This is a genomic window from Mesorhizobium sp. BH1-1-5 (assembly GCF_020165615.1).
Taxonomy (GTDB): domain Bacteria; phylum Pseudomonadota; class Alphaproteobacteria; order Rhizobiales; family Rhizobiaceae; genus Mesorhizobium.
Genome location: NZ_JAIUIM010000005.1, coordinates 101,001 through 119,373, shown reverse-complemented (window position 1 = coordinate 119,373; position 18,373 = coordinate 101,001). Strand labels below are relative to the sequence as shown.

19 protein-coding genes and 1 tRNA gene are annotated in these 18,373 nt (G+C 62.4%); 12 read left to right on the top strand and 8 right to left on the bottom strand.

Annotated elements, in window-relative coordinates:
- Positions 1-42 precede the first annotated feature (42 nt).
- The 6 genes from LB572_RS08570 to LB572_RS08545 all read left to right on the top strand — a co-directional run bounded on the left by LB572_RS08570 (position 43) and on the right by LB572_RS08545 (position 6,490).
- Entirely contained in the window at positions 43-1,056 is a 1,014-nt protein-coding gene (locus tag LB572_RS08570) for a SecDF P1 head subdomain-containing protein (RefSeq protein WP_224667422.1), read from the top strand.
- An 88-nt stretch (positions 1,057-1,144) separates the two neighbouring features.
- A complete protein-coding gene (gene secDF / locus LB572_RS08565) occupies positions 1,145-3,694 on the top strand; it encodes a protein translocase subunit SecDF (protein WP_224667421.1) in 2,550 nt (849 codons plus the stop codon).
- Positions 3,695-3,779: 85 nt separating this feature from the next.
- Positions 3,780-4,169, top strand: coding sequence for an Mth938-like domain-containing protein (locus tag LB572_RS08560; RefSeq protein ID WP_224667420.1), 390 nt, complete (start codon positions 3,780-3,782; stop codon positions 4,167-4,169).
- A complete protein-coding gene (locus tag LB572_RS08555) occupies positions 4,170-5,033 on the top strand; it encodes a phytoene/squalene synthase family protein (RefSeq protein WP_224667419.1) in 864 nt (287 codons plus the stop codon).
- An 81-nt stretch (positions 5,034-5,114) separates the two neighbouring features.
- Positions 5,115-5,540, top strand: coding sequence for a hypothetical protein (locus tag LB572_RS08550; RefSeq protein ID WP_224667418.1), 426 nt, complete (start codon positions 5,115-5,117; stop codon positions 5,538-5,540).
- A complete protein-coding gene (locus tag LB572_RS08545) occupies positions 5,540-6,490 on the top strand; it encodes a sterol desaturase family protein (RefSeq protein WP_224667417.1) in 951 nt (316 codons plus the stop codon). The genes LB572_RS08550 and LB572_RS08545 overlap by 1 nt, the downstream gene beginning before the upstream one ends.
- A 10-nt stretch (positions 6,491-6,500) precedes the next feature.
- On the opposite strand, the gene LB572_RS08540 is transcribed toward LB572_RS08545, so the two are convergent.
- The 4 genes from LB572_RS08540 to LB572_RS08525 all read right to left on the bottom strand — a co-directional run bounded on the left by LB572_RS08540 (position 6,501) and on the right by LB572_RS08525 (position 9,191).
- Entirely contained in the window at positions 6,501-7,019 is a 519-nt protein-coding gene (locus tag LB572_RS08540) for a hypothetical protein (RefSeq protein WP_140807067.1), read from the bottom strand.
- Between the two features lie 3 nt (positions 7,020-7,022).
- Positions 7,023-8,432, bottom strand: a complete 1,410-nt coding sequence (gene trmFO / locus LB572_RS08535; protein ID WP_224667416.1) for a methylenetetrahydrofolate--tRNA-(uracil(54)-C(5))-methyltransferase (FADH(2)-oxidizing) TrmFO — start codon at positions 8,430-8,432, stop codon at positions 7,023-7,025.
- A 426-nt stretch (positions 8,433-8,858) separates the two neighbouring features.
- Entirely contained in the window at positions 8,859-8,999 is a 141-nt protein-coding gene (locus LB572_RS08530) for a DUF1127 domain-containing protein (RefSeq protein ID WP_084508100.1), read from the bottom strand.
- A gap of 51 nt (positions 9,000-9,050) precedes the next feature.
- On the bottom strand, positions 9,051-9,191 hold the full coding sequence (locus tag LB572_RS08525) for a DUF1127 domain-containing protein (RefSeq protein ID WP_006335194.1): 141 nt from the start codon (positions 9,189-9,191) through the stop codon (positions 9,051-9,053).
- Between the two features lie 233 nt (positions 9,192-9,424).
- On the opposite strand from LB572_RS08525, the gene LB572_RS08520 reads away from it, so the two are divergent.
- Positions 9,425-10,543, top strand: a complete 1,119-nt coding sequence (locus LB572_RS08520) for a DUF2157 domain-containing protein (RefSeq protein ID WP_224667415.1) — start codon at positions 9,425-9,427, stop codon at positions 10,541-10,543.
- Positions 10,540-11,121, top strand: coding sequence for a GDYXXLXY domain-containing protein (locus LB572_RS08515; RefSeq protein WP_224667414.1), 582 nt, complete (start codon positions 10,540-10,542; stop codon positions 11,119-11,121). The genes LB572_RS08520 and LB572_RS08515 overlap by 4 nt, the downstream gene beginning before the upstream one ends.
- 329 nt (positions 11,122-11,450) lie before the next feature.
- Here LB572_RS08515 and LB572_RS08510 read toward each other — a convergent pair.
- Positions 11,451-11,535, bottom strand: a tRNA-Leu gene (locus tag LB572_RS08510).
- 444 nt (positions 11,536-11,979) lie between these two features.
- On the opposite strand from LB572_RS08510, the gene tig reads away from it, so the two are divergent.
- Both tig and LB572_RS08500 read left to right on the top strand, forming a co-directional pair.
- Positions 11,980-13,494: a trigger factor gene (gene tig, locus LB572_RS08505; RefSeq protein WP_140807061.1), complete on the top strand. Its 1,515-nt coding sequence runs from the start codon at positions 11,980-11,982 to the stop codon at positions 13,492-13,494.
- Between the two features lie 192 nt (positions 13,495-13,686).
- Positions 13,687-14,199: a hypothetical protein gene (locus tag LB572_RS08500; protein ID WP_224667413.1), complete on the top strand. Its 513-nt coding sequence runs from the start codon at positions 13,687-13,689 to the stop codon at positions 14,197-14,199.
- Between the two features lie 8 nt (positions 14,200-14,207).
- On the opposite strand, the gene LB572_RS08495 is transcribed toward LB572_RS08500, so the two are convergent.
- Entirely contained in the window at positions 14,208-14,822 is a 615-nt protein-coding gene (locus LB572_RS08495; RefSeq protein ID WP_224667412.1) for an isochorismatase family protein, read from the bottom strand.
- Between the two features lie 39 nt (positions 14,823-14,861).
- Positions 14,862-15,383, bottom strand: coding sequence for a MarR family winged helix-turn-helix transcriptional regulator (locus tag LB572_RS08490; protein WP_224667411.1), 522 nt, complete (start codon positions 15,381-15,383; stop codon positions 14,862-14,864).
- 90 nt (positions 15,384-15,473) lie between these two features.
- On the opposite strand from LB572_RS08490, the gene LB572_RS08485 reads away from it, so the two are divergent.
- Positions 15,474-15,917, top strand: a complete 444-nt coding sequence (locus LB572_RS08485) for a DUF417 family protein (protein ID WP_140807057.1) — start codon at positions 15,474-15,476, stop codon at positions 15,915-15,917.
- Positions 15,918-15,957: 40 nt separating this feature from the next.
- Entirely contained in the window at positions 15,958-17,487 is a 1,530-nt protein-coding gene (locus tag LB572_RS08480; RefSeq protein ID WP_224667410.1) for an MFS transporter, read from the top strand.
- 48 nt (positions 17,488-17,535) lie between these two features.
- On the opposite strand, the gene radC is transcribed toward LB572_RS08480, so the two are convergent.
- Complete coding sequence (radC, locus tag LB572_RS08475; RefSeq protein WP_224667409.1) at positions 17,536-18,297, bottom strand: RadC family protein; 762 nt, start codon at positions 18,295-18,297, stop codon at positions 17,536-17,538.
- Between the last annotated feature and the right edge of the window lie 76 nt (positions 18,298-18,373).

Sequence of the window (18,373 nt, the reverse complement as noted above, 5' to 3'; positions counted from 1 at the left end):
GGCGGCGATAGCCGCGGGCAGGGCTCTGACGAACGGCGGCATATGGTCTATCTTTCGCGCCTGAGGGTCATTTTGATCGGGCTTGCCCTGATCTCGATGGTCTTCGGCGCGTCGCATGCTTTCGCCTCGGTGCCCGGTGCGCATATTTTATTTCGCCTGGATACGGACGAGGTAAAAGGCCGCCGGCTCGAAGCAATGCGCGACCAGATCAGGACGCTGCTTCACGACGCCGAACCCAGGATCAGCTACAGCGGCCTTGCCGTATCGAGCCTCACGGTTCAACTGCGCATTGACGATCCTGGGCAAGTCGAGGCCGCCAAAGCGGCGCTTAAGGCGGTGGTCGAGCCCATTGCCGGCAAGGACGGTCCGGTCCAGGAGTTTGCGCTGGACGATAGCGAGCGCGGCCTGCTGAAGTTCGCCATGACCGATGCCGGCGCAAAGTACCGAACCTCCGAGGCGCTCACACAGTCGATCGAGGTCATCAAAAATCGCCTCAACGAACTTGGCGTGGCCGATCCCTCGGTCCAGTTGGCGGATGACGGCTTGCTGGTTCAGGCGCCAGGCGTCGCGGACTTGCACAGCCTGGCGCAAATCCTTGCGCGGCAGGGCCGGCTGAGCTTCCAATTGGTCGATACTTCGATGCCTGTGGACGATGCGGTCAATGGCCAGCCGCCTGTCGGTTCAACGGTGCTTTACACGCAGAACGATCCGCCAGTGCCCTATCTGGTCGAGGACCGGGTGCTTGTCTCGGGCGACAGTGTGCTGGACGCGGAAGCGACCCACGACAGCTCGACAGAACAGTTTGTCGTCGCATTCCGGCTCGATTCCAAGGGTACGCAACGTTTCAAGTGGGCGACCACGCGGAATATCGGCAAGCCATTTGCAGTGATTTTGGACGATCAGGTGATTTCGGCGCCTATCATCCGGGAACCCATCGAGCATGGCACGGTGCAGATATCGGGCAATTTCACGGCCCAAAGCGCCAAGGAACTGGCCCTGTTATTCCGCACCGGCGCGCTGCCGGCGAGATTGACAATCGTCGAGGAAGCACGATAGGGCCGGCCATGGCCGGAATGACAACCATAGTTGACAACGAGCCGATGGCGGAACGCTGCCGCTTGTACGCCTGAACGGATAAGAACGAATGCTCTATTTCTCGCGCCTGAAGATGATCCTGATCTGGCTCGCCGTGGCCATCACAGTGATCCTCGCCGCGCCCAATCTCTTCCCGGCAAGCACGCTGGCGCAACTGCCAAGCTGGGTGCCGAAGCGGCAGATGACGCTCGGCCTCGACCTTCAGGGCGGCTCGCACATCCTGCTCCAGATGGACCAGAACGATCTGGTCAAGGATCAACTGGAGACGACACGCGACGAGATCAGGACGCTGCTGCGCGATGCCAAGATCCAATATACCGGACTTGGTGGAACGGGCCGCACCGTGCAGGTGCGTATCAACGATCCGAGCCAGGTCGAAGCCGCAAAGACAGCGTTGAAGCCGATAACCAATCCAGTCACGGCCGGGCTCTTTAGCGGCGGTTCCGTCCAGTCGATGACCCTGGACGATTCCGAGCCCGGATTGCTGAAGTTCACCGTCACGGATGCGGGCATCAAGTACCGCACATCGACGGCGCTGTCGCAGGCGATCGAGGTCGTGGAGCGGCGCGTCAACGCGCTCGGCACGACGGAACCGATCGTGCAGCGGCAGGGTGACGATCGCATTCTGGTCCAGGTGCCCGGACTGCAAAACCCGCAAAGGCTCAAGGACATCATCGGCCAGACCGCCAAGCTGACGTTCCAGATGGTCGATACGTCGGTGCCGGTCCAGGACGCGATGAAAAATCGACCGCCGCCCGGCGACTCCGTCCTTTACTCGCAGGACGATCCGCCAGTTCCTTACCTGGTCGAGAACCGCGTCATCGTGTCGGGCGAAGACCTGTCGAACGCGACGCCGACTTATAACTCGCAGACCAATGAGCCGGTCGTTTCGTTCACCTTCAATTCCCGTGGGGCGACGCGGTTCGGCCAGGCGACCCAGCAGAATGTAGGCAAGCCATTCGCCATCGTGCTCGACAATCAGGTGATTTCGGCGCCGGTGATCCGCGAACCTATCCTTGGCGGCAGCGGCCAGATCTCCGGCAATTTCACTGCCGATAGCGCCAACGACCTCGCCGTCTTGCTGCGCGCCGGCGCCTTGCCGGCGAAATTGACCATTATCGAAGAACGCACGGTTGGACCGGGCCTCGGCCAGGATTCCATCCACGCCGGTAAAGTGGCGGGCGTGATCGGCTCGATCCTCGTCGTCGGCTTCATGTTCGTCGCCTATGGCTTCCTTGGCTTCCTCGCCAACATCGCTTTGGCCGTCCATGTCGCGATGATTGTCGGGGCGCTGTCGCTGCTCGGCGCCACGCTGACCTTGCCGGGTATCGCGGGTATCGTGCTCACCATCGGCATGGCGGTGGACTCGAACGTTCTGATCTATGAGCGTATTCGCGAAGAGCGGCGAGCCGGCCGTTCCGTCATCCAGGCGATCGACACCGGCTTCTCCAAGGCGCTGGCGACCATCGTCGACTCCAACGTCACCTCGCTGATCGCCACCGTGGTGCTGTTCTGGCTGGGTACCGGTCCGGTCAAGGGCTTCGCCATCACTTATGCCATCGGTATTTTGACCACGGTCTTCACCGCATTCACCTTCACCCGCATGCTGGTGGCGATCTGGCTGCGCCGTGCCCGGCCGAAGGAGCTGCCGCGGGCGCCCGTGACCTTTATTCGGCCTGGCACAAAGATCCCGTTCATGGGCATCCGCCGCTGGACCTTTGCGCTTTCAAGCACGTTGTCCATCCTCTCGGTTGTCGGATTCCTGACCCTCGGCATCAACTACGGCATCGACTTCAGGGGCGGTTCGCTGATCGAGGTGCAGTCCAAGCAGGGCGACGCGAATCTTGGTGACATCCGCTCGCGACTTTCGGACCTCAACATCGGCGAGATCCAGGTGCAGCAATTCGGCGCGCCGAACGACGTGCTGATCCGCGTCGGAACGCAGGACGCCGGCGAGAATGCCGAGCAGAGTGTTATCGACAAGGTGCGGGGCGAATTGCAGGACCAGTACGACTTCCGTCGCGTTGAAGTCGTGGGGCCGACGGTTTCCGGCGAGTTGGCCAAGCAGGGCACGATCGCCATGCTGATCGCGTTGGCCGGCATCCTGCTCTATGTCTGGTTCCGTTTCGAATGGCAGTTCGCGGTCGGCGCCATCGTGGCGACGGTCCACGACGTGGTGATGACGATCGGCTTCTTTGTCCTGACGGGGTTGGAGTTCAACCAGTCGTCGCTGGCGGCGATCCTCACCATCATCGGCTACTCGCTGAACGATACGATCGTGGTCTATGACCGTGTCCGCGAGGATCTACGAAAATACAAGAAGATGCCGCTGCCGCAGCTCTTGAACAACGCCATCAACGAGACGTTGTCTCGAACCACACTCACCTCAGTGACGACATCGCTCGCGCTGTTGGCGCTGGTGCTGTTCGGCGGCGAGGTCATCCGCTCCTTCACGATGGCCATGCTGTTCGGCGTGGTGTTCGGCACCTACTCGTCGATCTTCATCGCCGCGCCGCTGCTGATCCTGTTCCGGTTGCGGCCGCAGGCCTCGACCGCCGACGAGGAAAAGCCGGTGAACGGCAAGGCCGTGACGACCTGACGTCGCCAGGGCCGGATGGTAAAGAGATAGAGCATGATGTCGTCCGAAAACCGCTTCACACTTTTCGGCATCATGCTCTAGACCCATGGCCCAAGGCATCATCATCCGCGAGGCGCATTTCCCCGGCAAGGCGCCGATCGAAGCCTATGGCAATGGCGGCTTCCGCTTTGCCGACATGTCGCATCGCGGCTCGCTGCTCGTCCTGCCGTCGGGCATCCATGGCTGGGAGCCGGCCGATCCGCTGGCGCTGAAGGCCTCGGATTTCGACAGACTGTTCGCCGAGGCCGGCAGGGTGGAGATCCTGCTGGTCGGCATGGGCAAGGAATTGCGGCCGCTGCCGGCGGCACTGCGCGCCGCGCTCAAGGAGGCCGGCATCTCGGCCGACCCGATGTCGACCGGGGCGGCGGTGCGGACCTACAATGTGTTGCTCGCCGAAGACCGCGCCGTGGCCGCGGCGCTGATCGCCGTCGATTGAATGGCCGGCACGTCCAACATCAAAAATGGCGACATCGTCATAGATGCGGTGCGCGCCGCCGACCATGACCGGTACCTGTCAGCACTCTACGCGCCGGCCGACAAGCGCGGCGCGCTGCTTGCGCTCTATGCCTTCAACGCCGAAATCGCCGGGGTGCGCGACCGCATCCACGAGCCGTTGCCGGGCGAGGTCAGGCTGCAATGGTGGCGCGACGTCATCGCGGCCGATGGAGATGCCGAGACAGGCCACCCGACCGCCGATGCGCTGCGCGCGACGATCGCCGCCCACCATTTGCCGAAGACTGCTTTCGACAACATGCTCGAGGCCCGCATCTTCGATCTCTATGACGATCCGATGCCGTCGAGGACCGACCTCGAGGGCTATTGCGGCGAAACGGCCGCAGCCCTTATCCAGCTTGCGGCGATGGTGCTCGATCCGGTCGCGGCGCCGGGTTTCGCCGAGTTGGCGGGCAGGGCCGGTTGCGCCCAGGCCATCACCGGGCTGCTGCTTCTATTGCCGCTGCATCGCCGGCGCGGCCAGTGTTTCATGCCCGCGGACATCCTGGCGGCCGCCGGCACGACGCCGGAAGAGTTCGTCAAAGGAGAGGGCGGGGCCGCCGCGGAACGCACGGTCGCTGCGATGATCGCGCTGGCGCGGGAGCATCTCAGCGCCTTCGAGAAAGGCGCGCCAAGGCTTCCCGTTGCGTTGCGGCCGGCCTTCCTGCCGTTGGCGCTGACCCGCGCCTATCTCGACAGGACGGAGAAGACGGGCAGGTCGCCGCTCGCTGCGACAGCGACGCTTTCCATCCTGCGCAGGCACTGGCTGCTCCTGCGTCACGCGATGCGAGGCTGGACACCCCTTTGACGTAAACGTCAATCGTGCTAGGGGTTCCGTCGCGTGGACTCGCATCAAAGAAATGCGGGCCACCGGAGGAGCCGCCCTTCCATGAGCCTGCCAGTCCTGGTCGTCCTAGTCGTGTTCGGCATCGCGCTGTCGGTCGCCGCCGTGCATTTCACAGGCGGCACGACCACCGCAACGCTTGCCGGCGAGGATCAGGCGCTTGCACGCTTCGCCGAGGATTTTCCCGACGAAAAGCCAGGCGCTGTGCGGCTGACGGCCGACAGCCATGCCGCGTTTCTCGAGCTCGGTTCGAAGCGCTGTGGCATCGTCCAGAGCATGGGCGATTGCTTTCTGACGCGTATCGTCATGCCGCACGACATTCTGGCGCTGACCAGGGAAGGCAATGCGGTGTCGCTGCGGCTCAATGATTTCACCTGGAAAGGCGGCAATTTCGTCTTTGCCGACGAAGCAGGCGCGCTGGCCGTGGCGGCGGCATTGCATGGCCATGATCGGATCCGGGAGGCGGCGTGATGGATCAGTATAATTTCCCGCAGGTCACCCAGCTTGCGATCCCGTTCTTCGTCGCGGCGATACTGATCGAGCTTTGGCTGGTGCGCACCGGCCGCGCCAAGGGATCGTTCGAAACGCGCGACACGCTGACCAGCCTGATGATGGGGACCGGCAATGTCGTTGCAGGCCTGCTGCTCGGCGTCGTGTCCTACTGGGCGCTGCTGTGGCTCTGGCAGTTCCGCTTCTTCAATCTCGGCCTGTCGATCTGGGTGTTCGTCGCCGCCTTCCTGCTCGATGATCTGCGCTACTACGTCTATCACCGCATCGCGCACCGGGTGCGCTGGGTGTGGGCCGAACACGTCAACCATCATTCCAGCCAGCACTACAACCTCTCGACGGCGCTCAGACAGAGCTGGACCGGCCTGTTCACCTTTACCTTCATCCTGCAGGCGCCGCTGGTGCTGCTCGGCTTTCATCCGGCGGTTATCGCCTTCGTCTTCGGCTTCAACCTTGTCTGGCAGTTCTGGATCCACACTGAAACGATCGGCAAGACGTGGGGCTGGTTCGAATTCATCCTCAACACGCCCTCGCATCACCGCGTCCATCACGCCACCAATCCGCGCTATCTCGACGCCAATTTTGCCGGCACGCTGATCATCTGGGACCGCATGTTCGGCACCTTCGTCGAGGAGCTGGAGGAGGACCGGCCGCGCTACGGCATCGTCAAGAACATCGGCACCTTCAACCCGTTGAAGGTGGCCTTCCACGAATGGATCGGTATGTTCAAGGATGCGCTGGCGCCCGGGCTGACGGTTGGCGAGCGGTTGAACTATCTCATCCAGCCCCCCGGCTGGAGCCATGACGGCTCGCGCGATACGTCGGAGACGCTGAAGGCGGCTTATGTTCGGAGGAATCCGGGAGAGGCGGGCAAGCCGGGGTTGCCCCAGGCGAGTGCCGAGCCGGCGGAATAGTTGGAAATGACTAGCTGATACGCTGACCGGAGCCGAGATACAGCCCGGATTCTCCACCCATGGCGTCTGTGAAATTGGCCTCCAATTCAACCATAGCGTCGACGACCGCCGGTGTCTCTGAGGGCGCAGTTTCGGATTTGAAGCTGGCGCACACATACACACCGCGGGGGTGCGACGGGTCCAGCCGCGCTTGAATTGTCCAATACGAAGAGAGCGAATAAAGTGTCTTCATGAAATCGACGAGGATCTGATCGGTGTAAGGGCCTGGGAGGCGCTTTAAGGCAATAATCCTCTTCAGGCTCCGGTCCCGGTTCTTGATGTAGCGTTCGTTGTCGTACTGCCAGCCTTTGCCGCCATGTGGCTGGCCGATCAGCGCTTCGAGTGCAGGGATATGAACCTCGCGCAATTTTTGGAGGCTCTTGCAGCGAATATAGAGGCTCCAGATAATCTCGTAGTCACCCGCAAAGGGCTCTTCACTTGCCGGCAGACCCGGCGGCAGAAGCTGAGGCAACCTGGAGACGTCAGCCATAAGCTACTCCGCCGCCTGCGCCTGCGCGGGCAGGCCCATCCATTGCCTGCAATCGGCCAGCGCCCTCGACGTGATGGCGTGGCGCTTGGCGATAGTCTTATCCTTGCCGCGCAGGCGCTTGCCTTCGGCTTTCGGCGCTTCCGCCGGCGGAAACAGGCCGAAATTGACGTTCATCGGCTGGAAGGAGCGCTTGCCCGGCTCGTCGTCGGAGACGATGTGGCCGCCGGTGATGTGGTTGAGGAGCGCACCGAAGGCCGTCGTCGCAGGCGGCAAAGATGGCGTCTGGCCGAGTCGCTCGGCGGCGGCAAAGCGGCCGGCGAGCAGGCCGATGGCGGCGCTTTCGACATAGCCTTCGCAGCCGGTGATCTGGCCGGCGAAGCGCAGGCCCGGCCGTGACCTCAGCTGGAGCGAGGGATCGAGCAGCGTCGGCGAGTTGATGTAGGTGTTGCGGTGCAGACCGCCGAGCCGTGCGAAGTCCGCGTTTTCAAGCCCCGGAATGGTGCGGAAGATGCGCACCTGCTCGGCATGCTTCAGCTTGGTCTGGAAACCGACCATGTTGTAGAGCGTGCCCAGCGCATTGTCCTGGCGAAGCTGCACCACGGCATAGGCCTTGACCGTCGGGTTGTGGGCGTTGGTCAGGCCCATCGGCTTCATCGGCCCGTAGCGCAAGGTCTCGACGCCACGTTCGGCCATCACCTCGATCGGCAGGCAGCCATCGAAATAAGGCGTGCCTTCCCACTCCTTGAACTCGGTTTTCTGACCCTCCAGCAGCGCCTGAACGAAGGTGAAATACTGGTCTTTGTCCATCGGGCAGTTGATGTAGTCCTTGCCGGTGCCGCCGGGGCCGACCTTGTCGTAGCGCGACTGGAACCAGGCAGTCTTCATATCGATCGTGTCGAAATGCACGATCGGCGCGATCGCGTCGAAGAAGGCCAGCGCATCGGCGCCGGTGGCCTCTGCGATCGACTGTGCGAGCGAGGGCGCCGTCAGCGGACCCGTGGCGATGATCGCCTGGTCCCAATCCTTGGGCGGCAGTCCGGGCACTTCCTCGCGCTGAATGGTGATCAGCGGATGCGCTTCGATCCTGGCCGTCACCGCGTCGGAAAAACCGTCGCGGTCGACCGCCAGCGCGCCGCCGGCAGGAACCTGATGCGCGTCGCCGGCGCTCATGATCAGCGAGCCGGCAAGCCGCATTTCGGCATGCAGCAGGCCAACGGCGTTGTTTTCGGCGTCGTCGGAGCGGAAGGAATTGGAGCAGACGAGCTCGGCCAGACCATCGGTCTTATGCGCGTCGGTGCCGCGCACCGGGCGCATTTCGTGCAGCACGACCGGGACGCCGGCTTGCGCGATCTGCCATGCGGCTTCGGAGCCGGCGAGGCCGCCGCCGATGACGTGTACGGGATTTTTGCTCATGAGCGCCGGAATAATCGCTTGGCGCAGCGATTGCAATTGCCGGGAAAATGGCTGGCCTGGTGACTAGCGCCAAAAACAACAACACCCGCCGGGGGAGGAGGTCCGGCGGGTGTCGTTTTGGGGGTCGATCCTCGGGAGGAGGTGAAGATCGACCGTATTCATCATCGCCGGGGAGGAGGTCGGCTCTGACGAAATTCCTTTCGTCCTTAAGGACAAAAATTCTTTTCGCCTTTGAGAAGGGGCGAAACCTTGGAAGACGAACTTCGTTCGCTTGGAAGACGAACTTCGTTCGCTTCTGGAGAACAACGCCCGCCGGGGGAGGAGGTCCGGCGGGCGCCGTTTCGGTGGTCAACCCTCGGGAGGAGGTGAAGGTTGACCGTATCCGTCAGGGTCGGGGAGGAGGTCGACCCTGGCGAAATTCCTTACTCAGATCGCCTTGCGGGCGACCATCTTGATCTCGTCGCGAACGATGCCGAGATCATGGAGCTGGCGGTTCGAAAGCCGACCCAGCTCAGTAACGGTGTCGCGGTAGACGCGCCAGTTACGATAGCTGCGGATCAGGTTCATTGTCTTAACTCTCTTCAAAACTGGTTCGGACCATTTGCGGTCCGAAGCGGATTAGACCGCCTTGCGAGCGACGTAGTGGATGTCGCTGCGGCTGATGCCGAGGTCGGTCAGTTCACGGTTCGACAGGCGGCTCAGCTCGGAAACGGTGTCCCGGTAGCGGCGCCAGTTGCGGTAGTTGCGGATCAGGTTCATGGTAGTTCTCGTTTCGTCTTTGGTTCGGATCATTCCGTTTGTGTACGAACAGAAAATAGGTGAGATCATATCGGTTTAAAAGTGCCGTTGGCGCATGGCAGCAATGCAAATTGTGCAATGCAACATTAATGGCCATTCACGCCTGCGTCACAAAGAAGGCCGAATCGGAAAATGCCGCCGCGTCAACGGTTTGGCTGCCCCGGCTAAGGAAATGACCGGGCTCGGGGGAAAGCATGGCGGGCTATGCGACACGAGTGAGGGCGGATATTGCGCGCTGGCGGGAGGCCGGGCTGGTCGATCCCGCCACGGCGGAGGCATTGACGCGCGACGTGGTGGCCAATGAACGCGCGTCGCTGAGTTTCGGCTCCATCCTGGCGATGATGGCAGCGCTTTTGTTCGGCGCCGCGATCCTGATTTTCGTCGCCGCCAACTGGGAGGTCATCCCGCGTCTCGTTCGCGTGGCGGCGCTGTTTGCGCTCATCCTTGCCGGCTATGTCGGCGGCGCGGTGCTGAAGACGCGCGACCATGCCGCGATCGGCGAGGCGCTGTGGATCATTGCCGCCGCGGCCTTCGGCGGGTCGATCGCCCTGATCGGCCAGATGTATCACCTCTCGGGCGACGAGGCCTCGGCTCTGCTCACCTGGTGCGCCGGCACGGCGTTGGCGGCGGTGGCGCTGCGTTCCAACCCGCTGACGGTGGCGGCGGTCGGCATCGCGGACGCCTGGCTGGTCCTCAAGGGGTTCGGCTTCTACTGGCGCGCGGAAATTCCGCATCTCTTCATCGTCATGGCGATCGTCCTGTTCGCCATTTCGTTCTGGACGCGCAGCCAGGCCGCGCGCCACCTCATCATCCTGTCGGTCATTCTCTATCTGGTGCTGCTTGCGACGGATCACGACACGCTGCCGGTGGCGGTTTCGCTGGCAGTCGCCTCGGCGCTGCTCTTTGCCGCCGCGGTCTTTGCGGGCGATCCGATCGAGAGGATCCTTCAGCTCGGCGGCCGGCTGTCCTTGCACGCCTTGCTCGGCTTTCTCACCGGCATGGCGATCATTCAGTTCGAACTGGCGGATGAAAGCACTTACAATAGCGGTTTCGCCGTCGCCTCGATCATAGCGCTTGCCGGCATCGTCGTGGCGATCATGCTGGCGGGCCGCGAGAGCAGGGGGCTGCGCTGGCTGGCCTATGCCGGTTTCGCCTTCGAACTTGCCATCATCTACAGCGTCACGTTGAAGTCGATGCTGGATACGGCCGGGTTCTTCCTGGCCGCGGCGGTGCTGCTCGGCATCCTGGCGCTGATCATCATCCGCGTCGAGAAGCGCATGAGGGCGCCCGCGCAGCAGGGGGCAACAGCATGACCGGCAAGAAACTCATCGTCTCGGCGCTGGTGCTGGCGCTTGTCCAGATAGGCTTTCTCAGCTGGATCATCGCCGGCCGCGCCGCAATCCTGCGCAACGGCAAGGAAGTGCTCTTGAAAGTCGAGCCCGTCGATCCGCGCGATCTCCTGCGCGGCGACTATGTCTCGCTGAACAACAACATTTCGCGCATTCCGGTGAAGCTGATCGCCAACGTCCCGCAAGGCGCGTTTTCCACCGACGACGGCTCGATCACGGTGCGATTGAAGAAGGGCGCGGACGGCTACTGGCAGCCGACCGCGGCCTGGTTCGGCAAGGCGCCGGCCCCGGCCGGCGCGGACGAGGCGGATATCGCCGGACATGTCGCCGCGGGCTGGGACCTGCGCAGCCCCGACACGACGATCGCGCCGGACTACGGGATCAATCGCTTCTATGTGCCGGAAGGCGAGGGCATGGCGATCCAGGACGACATGCGCGTACGCCCGTTCGGCATCAAGCTCGCGCTATCGGCCGATGGCACCGCACAGATCAAGGCGCTGATGGACGGCGACAAGACGCTGTTCGAGGAGCCGCTGTACTGAATTACTAGAACCAAAGCGTCTTCATGCTTTTCAGGAAGACGTCGGTTATCGGGTAGCCTGATTTGTCTCCAAGAACGGAATCGATGCCGCATTTGGGGCAGATGGCCGTCGTCCCACGTCCGGCTTCATCTTCATCAACCCATTCTTGGATATCAGAGGGAGGATAGACGGAAAGGCAAAAGAAACATCCGCAGATTAGGCTGCTCTCCACCTCTTGCCTATGGTTGGAGCCGTGTTTGTGGGCTTGCCTAAGTTCCTCAGGGATTTCCATTATCGAAGCGACATCGGCTAAGGGCGGCCTGCCATCCGAAGCTCGTCAGCGCGAAGGATGGTGCGGATGAAGGGACTCGAACCCCCACGCCTTTCGGCACTGGAACCTAAATCCAGGGCGTCTACCAATTCCGCCACATCCGCTTTTCCCCGGCAATCCCATGTAGCCATCATTCTGTCAATGTCGGGGGTTCAAGTCATGCTTATCCGGCTAAAGCGCGTCGCGTCGGAATGGATTCAGGCGACGCGCCTTGAGTTTCGTTTGATGCATGCCGTTCTCCCAAAACCGCTGCGCACTTTTGGGCGGCATGCATTGCAGCGAAGATAGTTGAAAATTAGCCTAGCCTGTGACAAAAGGCGTGTCGAATGTTACGGAACGTGAATTTCCGCTTCTGCAAGATGTGAAAAGTTATAGGTAAAACAAGAACTTATTCGCAGTTTGCAAAGCTTAGTTCAGGAGAATTTGAACCGCATCGGCGGTCAAATCGCCAGGTTCCGTACCAAAAGCCATTTCCGGCAAGATCATACCGGCAGGCTGTAAACGGTTGGGACCGTTGGCAGTCTCGTTGTTAAAACAAAGGTTCTAGGATGCAGGTCACCGAAACGCTCAACTCCGGTCTCAAGCGCGAGATCAAGATCACCGTGCCGGCCGGTGACATGGAAGCCAAGCTGATGGCGCGGCTGACCGATGCCCGCGACAAGGTGCGCATCAACGGCTTTCGCCCGGGCAAGGTGCCGGTGCAGCACCTGCGCAAGATGTACGGCAAGTCGTTCATGGCCGAGGTCGTCAACGAGATCCTCAACGACTCGACCCGTTCGATCATCTCGGGGCGCGGCGAAAAGGCCGCCATGCAGCCCGAAGTGATCATGACCGAGGACGAGAAGGAGGCCGAGAAGATCCTGGCCGGCGGCTCCGACTTCGAATTCAGCCTCAATTACGAGGTCATCCCGGCGATCGAGATCAAGGATTTCTCCGACATCAAGGTGACGCGTCAGGTTTACGACGTGCCGGAATCGGAAGTCGACGATCAGGTCAAGCGCGTCGCCGAATCGGCGCGCAGCTACGAGCCGAAGACCGGCAAGGCCGCCGAGGGCGACCGCGTCAGCATCGACTATGTCGGCAAGATCGACGGCGAGGCTTTCGCCGGCGGCGCCGGCAACGACCAACCGCTGGTGCTCGGCTCCAAGGAGTTCATCCCCGGCTTCGAGGACCAGCTGATCGGCGCGAAGGCCGGCGACGAGAAGCAGGTCACCGTCACTTTCCCCGAAAGCTACCAGGCGGCACATCTGGCCGGCAAGGAAGCCACCTTCGACGTCACCGTCAAGGAAGTGTCGGCGCCCGGCGCGCTCGAGGTCAATGACGAGACGGCCAAGAATCTCGGCCTGGAATCGCTGGAGCGCCTGCGCGAGATCGTGCGTGGCCAGATCGAGAACCAGTTCGGCTCGATGACCCGCCAGAAGGTGAAACGCCAGCTGCTCGACCAGCTCGATGCTTCGTATTCCTTCGAGGCGCCGTCGAAGCTCGTCGAGGCCGAGTTCAACAACATCTGGGCTCAGGTCAACCGCGACCTCGAAGCAGCCGGCCGCACTTTCGCCGACGAGGAGACGACGGAAGAAGAGGCGCGGGCCGAATATATGCGCCTTGCCGAGCGCCGCGTGCGCCTTGGCCTGGTTCTGGCCGAGATCGGTGAGAAGGCCGGCGTCACCGTGTCGGACGAAGAGCTGCAGCGCGGCCTGTTCGAGCAGGTGCGCCGCTTCCCGGCCAACCAGCAGCAGGAAGCCTTCGAGTATTACCGCAGCAACCCCGAAGCCATCAACGCGCTGCGCGCGCCGATGTTCGAGGAGAAGGTCGTCGACTATCTGCTCGGCCAGATCTCGGTCAACGACGTCAAGGTCGGCAAGGACGAACTGATGGCCGACGACGAGGAGGCCGAGACCGCGACTAAGGCGAAGCCGGCCAAGAAGGCTTCCTCGAAGAAAGCCGAAGCCAAGGCAAGTGAGGCAAAGACGGGCGAGGCAAAGGCGGGCGAAGCCGCCGACGAGGCCGAAGAGCCGAAGAAGAAGGCCGCGCCGAAGAAGAAGGCCGCCAAGGAAGCCGAGTAACAGGTCCCAATTCATCGATTTCGAAAGGCCGCCTCCGGGCGGCCTTTTTCATTGTGATGTGATCCATTGTGGCGGCGCGGCAACACAGACAACTTGTCTTGATGGCCTGCCGCTGGCGATACCAAGCGTTGAACATTATCTGCGCTTCATCGCGTTCGCGGCTGTTTGGAGGCACTGGTGAGGCTGGGGTTCATGATGAGAGACGTGGTCGTCGCCGCGGCGCTCTTCTTTGCCACGACCGCCGGCGCTGCCCGGGCCGAGCCGGATCTCGGCAACTGGAGCGTCGGCGCCGGCGATGACGGCCAGATCACGGCATCGCTGCACGCCAGCAACAAGCTGATCACCGGCGGCGGAGCCCTGGGTTACAGCCCGGTATTGACCTTGGCTTGCCGGCCTGACGGCGAACCGCGCTGGAGCGAATGGCTCCAGCTCAACGATGCCGTCTCCGCCAGCCGCAAGATCACCATCTCCGTCATTGTCGATGGCGGCGGCAAAACCGACGAGAGCTGGTCGGTTGGCCCGCGCGGCAGAACGCTGGTCAGGGATGGAGACGATGGCATCAGGCGCCTGGCGTCAGCCAACCGGCTGACGCTGTCATGGCGCTTCGGTCTGCTCTCGGGGCGCGGCGAGGCCGATTTCGAGCTCTCGGGCCTCTCCGAGGCGATTGGGCAGATTGCGGCAAGCTGCAAGACCGATCCGCCCTGATCCTACGCTTAGAACAGGCTTTCCAGTTCCGCGGCCGTCATCACGCGCCCGAACACCTTGCCAATGATAGCGAGCGTCGCGTCGTGCGATGCCTCGTCCAGCCCGCCATTGGCATCGCTGACGAAAGCCACTTTGTAGTCGCGCATGAAGGCGCTGCGGGCCGTCGATTCGCAGCAGATGCTCGTCACCGTGCCGATGATGATGACGGTGTCGACCTGGCCGGCGCCGCGAATGTTGCGCAGCACCGTTTCCAGCTGCGTGTTGTGGAATGCGTCGTAGCGGTGCTTCTTGATGACCACCTCGCCCGCCAAGGGGGCGAGGTGCGCGACGATCCCGGTGCCGGCGCTGCCTTCGCGCATGCCTTCGGCCTTCAGTCTCGGCTGGTAGGCGGTTTCGAGCGGCGAGATGTTGAAATGGTCGCTCAGCACATGCTGCGTGTAGACCACCGGGACGCCATGTGCGCGGCACAGTTCGATCACCCGCCGCATGACCGGAATGCGATGCCGGGCCATCGCCACTTCCATCACCGCGCCCTCGTCGACGAAGTCGCTCTGCATGTCGATGACCAGGAGCGCGGCGCGTTCTTTGTCGAACCGCCAAGGTTGTTTGTCGTTCTGAGGCATTGGCTATTCGTCCTGTTCGTATCCGTGCCGGGCGGCTCGTCAGATTTCGGGCCAAGACGCCATGTCCGCATGCATCGGGCACTGGTCTCCGGGACAGGCGGTAAATTCGCAAAGGCGGCAAAAATGGCTCACTCCGTAAGCATCCGTCGCCAGTGGCCGCATCAGCTTCTCGAGGAGGCCGGCGAGCTGCTTTTCTTCAGCGGCGGTGAGGACTTCAAGATAGTCCTTGACCGCCGCGCAACGTGCGACGAGCGCGGGCAGTACGGCTTTGCGGCCTGCCGCGGTTACATGGAGGTGGGTGGCACGCTTGTCCTCACCCTTACGAGCTTCGACGAAACCCTGGGCTTCGAGCTTATCGACCAGACGCACCGTTGCCGTGTGCGAGAGGTTCAGCGCTCGCGCGAGCTGCGCGTTGGTGATGCCTTCCCAAAAACCCATGATGTTGAGCGCAGCCGAGGCGGAGTCAGTCTGGTTGGGGTGACTTTTTAGGGTCGCCTCGACGCGTTCGGCAATTTCGCCGGCGAAAGCGGCAAGCATATTGGCGGTTCTCAGACGGGTCATGGCGGCAATCTTTATCATGAGGGGTTGACGGCGCTAGCGATTATATGGCTTATTATGTGCGTGTAGCACGCACTTATCAAGGAGGTAGTCATGGCGAATTTACAGAAATGGACCCTGGCGGCAGGGCAGGTGGTGGCTCGATACAGCGTTGTCCTCTTTTTCGTGGTGTTTGGGGTAGCTAAGTTCACCGCTGCCGAAGCGACGGCGATTCATCCGTTGCTCGTCCACAGCCCATTCTTGTTCTGGCTCCCCAGCCTGTTTGACCAGCAGCTGTCTTCGAACATCATCGGCATCGTGGAGATTGCCTTGGCCCTGATGATGGCCTCGCGTCCCTTTACGCCATGGGTGTCGGCGATCGGTAGTTACGGCGTCGCCGCCTCGCTGGTGGTCACGCTCAGTTTCCTGGCGACCACGCCGCAACTCGACCCGGCGCTCGGCGCTTTCATCGTCAAGGACTTGACCCTTTTCGGTGTGGCGCTTTGGTCGGCTGGCGAAGCTCTGGCGGCAGTAAAGCCGCGCGTGGCATCGCTTTGAAGCGGCAACGTCTGCGGACGTCGGCAATCAGGAGATGGCAATGGGCGCATCCGGCATCACCGATCCGCGCGCAGACCGGGCCACGTATCGCGAATGGATCGGCCTCGGGATCATTGCGCTGCCTTGCATACTCTACGCAATGGACCTGACCGTGCTGAACCTGGCCGTGCCGTCGCTCAGCGCCGACCTCAAGCCGACAGCCGCGCAATTGCTCTGGGTCGTTGACATCTACGGCTTTCTGGCTGCGGGTACGCTCCTCATTATGGGCGCCCTCGGTGACCGGATAGGACGGCGCAAACTGCTGCTGATCGGATCGGCGGCGTTCGGGCTCCTGTCGCTGGTCGCAGCCTTTGCACGGAGCGCCGAGATGCTCATCCTGGCTCGGGCACTGCTCGGAATCGCCGGCGCGACGATGGCGCCTTCGACACTGTCTCTCATCAGCAACATGTTCCGCGACAACCGCCAGAGGACTTTTGCCGTAAGCGTCTGGGTTGCGAGTTTCTCGTTTGGCGGCGCGATCGGCCCGGTCGTCGGCGGTTTGCTCCTGTCGCACTTCTGGTGGGGAGCCGTGTTCCTGGTGCCTATCCCCATCACGGTGGTGCTGCTGGTGGTCGGGCCGGTGCTGTTGCCCGAGCACAAGACCCCAAACGCCGGGCGGCTTGATGTCCTGAGTGCTGCTTTGTCTCTTGCGGCCGTGTTGCCAGTCATCTTTGGCATCAAGCTCGTCGCCGAGGGCGGCGGCCTCGTGTTGTCGGCATCCGCGGTCGCATTGGGCCTGGTGTTCGGGGTGCTGTTTGTAAGTCGGCAGATGGCCCTGCCTGACCCGCTCCTCGACTTGCGCCTGTTCAAGCAGTCCGTGGTGGCAGCGGCGCTCGCAGTCAACGTCCTCGATTTTTTTGTCGGCTTCGGAATTCTCGTTCTTGTGGCCCAATATCTTCAGTTGGTTCTGGGACTAAATCCGCTGGAAGCCGGCCTGTGGAGCATCCCTGCCGGCCTTGGGTTCATAGCGGGCTCCTTGTTGACTTCGGTCGTGCTCAAGCTGATGCGGCCGGCCCATGCCCTCGGCTTCGGCCTCGCTCTCGGAGCGGGTGGTCTTGCGCTGATGGCATATGCGGCGGAAATGCACAGTTTGATCCTAATCGTTCTGGGCAATGTGCTTTTCTCGATCGGCTCGGCTCCGGGCATCGCGATCGTCGCAGACCTCGTCGTCAGCGCGGCGCCGAAGGAACGGTCTGGGGCTGCTTCCGCGCTTTCCGAGACGGCCTCCGAGTTCGGTGGCGCGCTTGGCATCGCCTTGCTTGGCAGTCTGGCAACGCTGCTTTATCGCTCTGCGCTCGGCACGGCCATGCCGACTGGCGCTTCTGACGATGCGATGGAGACTGCGCTGCGCGGTATCGGCACTGCGAGCAGTCTTGCGCCAAGTCTCGGAGAGGGCAACGTGTTGTTGTCGGCAGCGCGAAGCGCCTACACGAGCGCGGCGGCGGGCTCGTTCCTGGCTGCCGCAGGGATCATGCTACTGGCCGCAATTGTTGCTGTGGCAATGCTTCGAAACCTGAAGACGCGTGGATGATGCCTCGCAGGCCTGTCTTAGCGAGCGTGTGGCAGCGACGCAGGCGGTCTAGATCAGCAGCAGGCCCTTCATCGAGGCGTTGCCCTTGCGGCCGATGATGATGTGGTCGTGCACGGCGATGCCGAGGGGCTTGGCCGTATCGATGATCTGCTTGGTCATCTCGATGTCCGCGCGGGAAGGTGTGGGATCCCCCGAGGGGTGGTTGTGGACAAGGATGACGGCGCTGGCGGAGAGCTCGAGCGCGCGCTTCACCACCTCGCGCGGATAGACCGGCGTGTGGTCGACGGTGCCGGTTTGCTGCACCTCGTCGGCGATCAGCCCGTTCTTCTTGTCGAGGAACAGGATGCGGAACTGCTCGCGGTTCTCGAAGGCCATGGCCGAGCGGCAATAGTCGAGAAGCTGCGTCCAGTTCGACAGCACCTCGCGGCCGCGCACTTCGCCGCGCGCCATGCGCTGCGCGGTGGCGGCGATGACCTTGAGGTCGACAGCCACGGTCGGCCCGATGCCTTTCACTTCCTCGAGCAGGGACGCCGGTGCGCCAAGCACCTCGGCCAGCGAGCCGAAGCGGGCGATCAGCGCCTTGGCGATCGGCTTGGTGTCGACGCGCGGGATCAGCCGAAACAGCAGCAGCTCGAGCAACTCATAGTCGGGCAGGGCGTCCGGGCCACCAGCAACGAAACGTTCGCGCAGGCGATCGCGATGGCCGTGATAATGCGGCTTTTCTTCCGCTGTAGCCTTTTTCAGGGACTTCTGCGGCGGTTCGATCCAGCCTTCGGAAAAGAACGCCCGCTCGTCCTCGACTTTGCCCATGCCTGCCCGTACCCCCGAAGGCCCGGCGGAAAGCCTACAGCATCGATTCGGAAACCGGGAGTCGATTTTCGGCAAG

Excerpts from the sequence above, each read along its gene's own strand:
- LB572_RS08495 (WP_224667412.1), bottom strand. The coding sequence starts at position 14,822 with ATGCCTCAGAACGACAAACAACCTTGGCGGTTCGACAAAGAACGCGCC.
- radC (WP_224667409.1), bottom strand. The coding sequence starts at position 18,297 with ATGGGCAAAGTCGAGGACGAGCGGGCGTTCTTTTCCGAAGGCTGGATC.
- LB572_RS08480 (WP_224667410.1), top strand. The coding sequence starts at position 15,958 with ATGGGCGCATCCGGCATCACCGATCCGCGCGCAGACCGGGCCACGTAT.
- LB572_RS08555 (WP_224667419.1), top strand. The coding sequence starts at position 4,170 with ATGGCCGGCACGTCCAACATCAAAAATGGCGACATCGTCATAGATGCG.
- LB572_RS08515 (WP_224667414.1), top strand. The coding sequence starts at position 10,540 with ATGACCGGCAAGAAACTCATCGTCTCGGCGCTGGTGCTGGCGCTTGTC.
- secDF (WP_224667421.1), top strand. The coding sequence starts at position 1,145 with ATGCTCTATTTCTCGCGCCTGAAGATGATCCTGATCTGGCTCGCCGTG.
- LB572_RS08540 (WP_140807067.1), bottom strand. The coding sequence starts at position 7,019 with ATGGCTGACGTCTCCAGGTTGCCTCAGCTTCTGCCGCCGGGTCTGCCG.
- tig (WP_140807061.1), top strand. The coding sequence starts at position 11,980 with ATGCAGGTCACCGAAACGCTCAACTCCGGTCTCAAGCGCGAGATCAAG.
- LB572_RS08520 (WP_224667415.1), top strand. The coding sequence starts at position 9,425 with ATGGCGGGCTATGCGACACGAGTGAGGGCGGATATTGCGCGCTGGCGG.
- LB572_RS08530 (WP_084508100.1), bottom strand. The coding sequence starts at position 8,999 with ATGAACCTGATCCGCAGCTATCGTAACTGGCGCGTCTACCGCGACACC.
- LB572_RS08560 (WP_224667420.1), top strand. The coding sequence starts at position 3,780 with ATGGCCCAAGGCATCATCATCCGCGAGGCGCATTTCCCCGGCAAGGCG.
- LB572_RS08550 (WP_224667418.1), top strand. The coding sequence starts at position 5,115 with ATGAGCCTGCCAGTCCTGGTCGTCCTAGTCGTGTTCGGCATCGCGCTG.
- trmFO (WP_224667416.1), bottom strand. The coding sequence starts at position 8,432 with ATGAGCAAAAATCCCGTACACGTCATCGGCGGCGGCCTCGCCGGCTCC.
- LB572_RS08525 (WP_006335194.1), bottom strand. The coding sequence starts at position 9,191 with ATGAACCTGATCCGCAACTACCGCAACTGGCGCCGCTACCGGGACACC.
- LB572_RS08570 (WP_224667422.1), top strand. The coding sequence starts at position 43 with ATGGTCTATCTTTCGCGCCTGAGGGTCATTTTGATCGGGCTTGCCCTG.
- LB572_RS08490 (WP_224667411.1), bottom strand. The coding sequence starts at position 15,383 with ATGACCCGTCTGAGAACCGCCAATATGCTTGCCGCTTTCGCCGGCGAA.
- LB572_RS08485 (WP_140807057.1), top strand. The coding sequence starts at position 15,474 with ATGGCGAATTTACAGAAATGGACCCTGGCGGCAGGGCAGGTGGTGGCT.
- LB572_RS08500 (WP_224667413.1), top strand. The coding sequence starts at position 13,687 with ATGATGAGAGACGTGGTCGTCGCCGCGGCGCTCTTCTTTGCCACGACC.
- LB572_RS08545 (WP_224667417.1), top strand. The coding sequence starts at position 5,540 with ATGGATCAGTATAATTTCCCGCAGGTCACCCAGCTTGCGATCCCGTTC.